The 4,322-nt window shown below is 68.7% G+C and carries 5 protein-coding genes and 2 pseudogenes; 1 reads left to right on the forward strand and 6 read right to left on the reverse strand.

Annotated features, from left to right (window positions below; genetic code table 11):
• From AB0F98_RS31680 to AB0F98_RS31700, 5 genes and pseudogenes are all read right to left on the reverse strand, one after another.
• Positions 1 to 671: pseudogene (locus tag AB0F98_RS31680) on the reverse strand (hypothetical protein); the annotation flags it as partial.
• 1 nt (position 672) lies between these two features.
• Positions 673 to 1,362, reverse strand: a complete 690-nt coding sequence (locus tag AB0F98_RS31685; protein WP_168131506.1) for a VC0807 family protein — start codon at positions 1,360 to 1,362, stop codon at positions 673 to 675.
• Between the two features lie 106 nt (positions 1,363 to 1,468).
• Positions 1,469 to 2,113: an HAD family hydrolase gene (locus tag AB0F98_RS31690; RefSeq protein WP_357743231.1), complete on the reverse strand. Its 645-nt coding sequence runs from the start codon at positions 2,111 to 2,113 to the stop codon at positions 1,469 to 1,471.
• Between the two features lie 67 nt (positions 2,114 to 2,180).
• The gene (locus AB0F98_RS31695) at positions 2,181 to 2,954 is read right to left on the reverse strand and encodes a transposase (RefSeq protein WP_251504934.1); all 774 of its coding nucleotides are present in this window, start codon (positions 2,952 to 2,954) and stop codon (positions 2,181 to 2,183) included.
• 400 nt (positions 2,955 to 3,354) lie between these two features.
• On the reverse strand, positions 3,355 to 3,690 hold the full coding sequence (locus AB0F98_RS31700) for an EthD domain-containing protein (protein WP_125497919.1): 336 nt from the start codon (positions 3,688 to 3,690) through the stop codon (positions 3,355 to 3,357).
• Positions 3,691 to 3,835: 145 nt separating this feature from the next.
• Here AB0F98_RS31700 and AB0F98_RS31705 point away from each other — a divergent pair, with 145 nt between their 5' ends.
• Positions 3,836 to 4,204: a MerR family transcriptional regulator gene (locus AB0F98_RS31705; RefSeq protein WP_125497918.1), complete on the forward strand. Its 369-nt coding sequence runs from the start codon at positions 3,836 to 3,838 to the stop codon at positions 4,202 to 4,204.
• Here AB0F98_RS31705 and AB0F98_RS31710 read toward each other — a convergent pair.
• Positions 4,109 to 4,322 (reverse strand): annotated as a pseudogene (locus AB0F98_RS31710) (hypothetical protein); the annotation flags it as partial. The gene AB0F98_RS31705 and the pseudogene AB0F98_RS31710 overlap by 96 nt on opposite strands.

The raw sequence follows: 4,322 nt of genomic DNA on the forward strand, positions 1-4,322 counted from the left end.
CCCGCGCCGCTCACCGCCCGGCCGTCCGCGCCGGCCGCGGCGCCGCCCCGCCCGTCGACGTACCACCGGCTGCCCACGAGCGTCGCCGGCAGCAGCACCGCCACCACCGGCAGGTACGACACCCACAGCGTCAGGTGCCAGTGGGCACCTGCCCAGGCCAGCGAGGCGCCCAGGATGCCGCCGAGGCTGTAGGCCGCGTGGAAGCCGAGCATGATGCTGCGGCCGTAGGCGTGCTGCAGGCTCACTCCGAGCATGTTCATCGCCGCGTCCAGCGCCCCGACGGCCAGCCCGAAGGCGGCCATCAGCGCGGCCAGGTGGGCCATCCGGTCGCCGGCTCCGGCACCGACCAGCGCCAGCATCGCCACCGGCTGGGACCAGCGCAGCACACGGCTGGGCCTCACCCGCTTGACCAGGTGTTCCGTGGCCACGCTGCCGATGCCGGCCAGCACGGGCACGGCGGCCAGGAACACGGGCAGGACGGCGTCCGAGACGCCGTAGCGGTCCTGGACGGCGGGGATGCGTGTGACGAGCAGCGCGAAGACGCAGCCCTGCGCGCCGAACGCGAACGCCAACGAGGCCCTGCCGCGCCGCAGCACATCCGTCATGGCGGCGAGCGTAGGGCCCCGGGAGCACCGGTGAACAGATCCGGTCGCGGACGTATCGGGCCGGTTCTCACCCGGCGTTCGCGGGCGTGCCGGCCACGGGGGAGGCCGTGGTGCGGGCGGCCTCGGTCTCCGCGATGACCATCCGCGCCATGGGGCGGGCGGCGATCGCGCCGCTGACGAAGAAGGCGAGCGCCATCGACACCGCGAGGATCACGGTGCCCAGCCACACCATGGTGTCGACCGGCAGCGTGTAGGCGCCCACCACGCGCACGACGCACTCGCCGAGCAGTGCCACGCCCCACACCAGGGAGAACGTCCGCTCCGCCCGGCGGAACGGCACCGAATGGGCCCTCAGCCGCCGCCAAGCGGCGTCGCGTTCGGCATCGCCCTGCACCAGCCAGGGCTTCATCACCTCGGACATCATCGGCCTGCCCAGCATCACCGAGACGAGGACGCCGATGCCGATGGCGCTGCTGACGCCGCTGTCCTTGGCGAGCATCAGCCGCGGGTCCCCGGTGACCGTGCTGAGCAGCACCCCGACCACGTTCACGAAGAGGATGAGCGCGGCGAGCGCGTTGAGGGTGCGCTCCCGCACCGCGCTCCACACGATCCGCAGGGCCGGCACCGCACTGCTCCAGCCGAGGGCGGCGAGCGTGCTCAACCCGACGGCGTCCTTCAGCAGGTAGTACCCGCCGACCGGCACCGCGACGTCCACCAGCAGAGGGACGAGGTTTCCGCGCTTCCTGTTCGTCGTCATGCTCTCAGGGTCGCGCCCGAGAGGGGTCCCGCAGTAGAAACGATCGTCCGGAGTACCGCATGACAAATGTCAATACGCCCGTCGTGCGGCCCGTCATGACGTGCTGTCAGGCCAGCAGGCCGGGCAGCTCGTGCATCTGTGAGAAGAAGTGACGCGCGCCGGTGAGGCGGGCCGCGGGTGTCATGGCGGTGAAGGCGAGCACGTCCATCCCGGCCGCCACGCCCGCCCGCACGCCCAGCGGTGAGTCCTCCACGACGACGCACCGCTCGGGGGCCACGCCCATCTGCCGTGCCGCGTGCAGGAAGAGGTCGGGCGCCGGCTTGCCCCGGCCCACGTCCTGGGCGCTGAAGATCCGGGTGTCGTCGAACCACCGGTCGAGGCCCGTGGTCCGGTGCCCGACCCGGATGCGCTCATGACTGCCCGAGGACGCGACACAGTACGGCGTCCCGTCCGCCGCCAGCTTCTCCAGGACGGCCTCGACGCCGGGCACGGGTTTCAGTTCCCGCTGGAACGCGGCGAACACACGGGCGTGGAAGACGTCGTCGAAGTCGTCCGGGAGACGCTTCCCGGTGCGCTCGAGCACGAGGTCGTGGACCCGGTGCATGGCCGACCCCATGTAGTCGCGGATGGAGTCCTCGTAGGAGGTGGGGTGCCCCAGCTCGGTGAGGTAGGCGGCGAGCAGCCGGTTGGAGATGGGCTCGCTGTCGACGAGGACACCGTCGTTGTCGAATATCACGAGGTCGTAGCGCACGGACTCAACCCTAGAGGGTGTCCCGTAAATGATCTGAGGTATGCAGGCTGACCTGCTCGTTTGCCTGTCATCCGGTGAGGGTGAGGTTGTGCAGGCGGGCGATGCCGAGCATGGCGTGGTGGACGCCGTCGCCCTTGAGGCGGCAGTCGCGGAGGATCTTCCAGCTCTTCATGCGGGCGAAGGTGTGCTCGACGCGGGCCCGGACCTTGCGGTGGGAGGCGTTGTGCTCCTCCTTCCAGGCCGGCAGTTCCTCGTCCTTGTGCCGGCGGTAGTGCGGGATGGTCAGCCCGGTGCCCCGGTACCCGCCGTCGGCGATCACCGTGGGGGTGGTGCCGACAGCGGCCTTCGCGCCGGACTCCTGCCAGGCCCGGCAGTCGTTGAGGTTGCCGGGCAGCGGCTTGCCGACGGCGACCACGAGGCGGGTGTCGGCGTCGATGACGACCTGGTGGTTGGTGGAGTAGCGGTAGTTCTTGCTGGAGGCGGCCACGGTCCGGTCGCGGGTGGGCACCAGCGTGCCGTCCACGATGAGCACGGTCTCCTTGCGGAACCGCCGCCGGGGCTGGAGGGCGAGAGCCGGCCCGAGGTGGGCGACGATCCGGTCGGCCGCCGACTTCGAGACGCCGAACAGCGGGCCAAGTTGACGCAGGGTGAGGTTGGTTCGCCAGTACGCGGCCACCAGCAGCACCCGGTCCTCCAACGGCAGCGACCACGGCCGGCCCTTGCGGACCGGATCGGCCCCCTCACGCCGCAGCGCGGTGATCAGCTTGTTGAACTGCCGCGGGCTCAGCCCGGTGAACGGACCTATCCAGGAGGGCTCCGACGCCGTGATCACACCAGCCACAGCAAGATCATCTCACCTCTGACCAGCAGTTACGGGACAACCTCTAGAGGGGCCGGCCAACCCGCGGGCAGGCAGGGCAGTGGTACCCGGCCCCGGACGAGCACAGGTCCTGGTGATCACGGAGCTGCGACACTTGTGATCACCGGGGCGGCCCGTGCCTGCCCTCCCGTTGATGACCCGCCGCATCACCCGCGACAGAAAGCGCGCAGCCCGAAGGGCTGAGGCCTGTCGCTCGGATCAGCCGGCCGCGAAGTGCGGTGCCTCCCGGACGGCCCGCGCGGGTTCTGGTGCGTGCGGCTGCACGGCGGAGGACGGTGTCGACGCGGAGCGTCTGCGCGTGACGACACGCGGCAGATGGGCGTGCCAGCCCTCGCGACGCCGGGACGATCCGAACGACAGGCTAGATCACAACCTTTTCTTCAGTGACCATCACCGCCACCGACTTCATATCGATGAACGTACTCTCGTCCGGGTTCACCAACTCCGTGTAGTTCTTGGACGTGAAGAAGGCGTCGTGATCCGCCCAGCTGTCGAACCAGATCTCAGTGATGCCGTCGTAGGCAGGACTCGGATACCCTTCAGCGGGCACCGGGTGGGAGACGGTGTACTTCCTCACGTACCGCCGCGCCTCCGGAATCGAGGTGAACAACGGGGCGTGGCGGTTTCGGTGATGCTCAACGAATTCCTCGGTGGTCATCCCGTCGAGACGGTTGATCATGAAAACGAATTTGATCACGGACTTCTGCCTTTCGTGCTCGCCGATGCGAGACGCCGGCGACCGGATTTCCTGGCTGCGGGTCGCGAGCCGTAGAGTCAACCTAAATGCTCACATCGATGTCAGGGGCAAGTAGCTGTGACCCGATACACACGGATGGGTTGGCATGCGGATCGGTGAACTGTCCGCCCGGACCGGAGTAAGCCGTCGATCACTGCGCTACTACGAGCAGCAGGGCTTGCTGGTCAGCACGAGATCCCCCAGTGGCCAGCGGTACTACGACGACGATCACGTCCAGCGGGTGGCACTGATTCAGACATTCCTGGCCGCAGGCATGTCCAGCAGAACCATCGCGGAAATGGTCCCCTGCATGACGGAGCCAAACATGAGCAGAGCCAGGCAGGCCCTGGCCGCGATGAATCGGGAGCGAACCCGCCTTTCATCCACCATTGACGGCCTCATCGCCGCCAGAGAAGCACTTGACCGCCTGATCGACGTCAACCGGGCCTATCTGGCGAACACGGCGGATGACTAGGGTCGACCGGAGAACGCCTTGTCGGCTCGCCGCCTCCGGGAGTTCGATGATGGAGCCGTCGACGGTTGTCCGGCCGAGGACGAGGCCGACGATCCGGTCGCCAAAGTCCAACGCGATC

The sequence above is a fragment of the Micromonospora sp. NPDC023737 genome, from assembly GCF_040639715.1.
GTDB lineage: Bacteria > Actinomycetota > Actinomycetes > Mycobacteriales > Micromonosporaceae > Micromonospora.

Bases quoted from the DNA above. Each gene is read 5' to 3' on its own strand.
- AB0F98_RS31685 (WP_168131506.1), bottom strand. From the start codon at position 1,362: ATGACGACGAACAGGAAGCGCGGAAACCTCGTCCCTCTGCTGGTGGAC.
- AB0F98_RS31705 (WP_125497918.1), top strand. From the start codon at position 3,836: ATGCGGATCGGTGAACTGTCCGCCCGGACCGGAGTAAGCCGTCGATCA.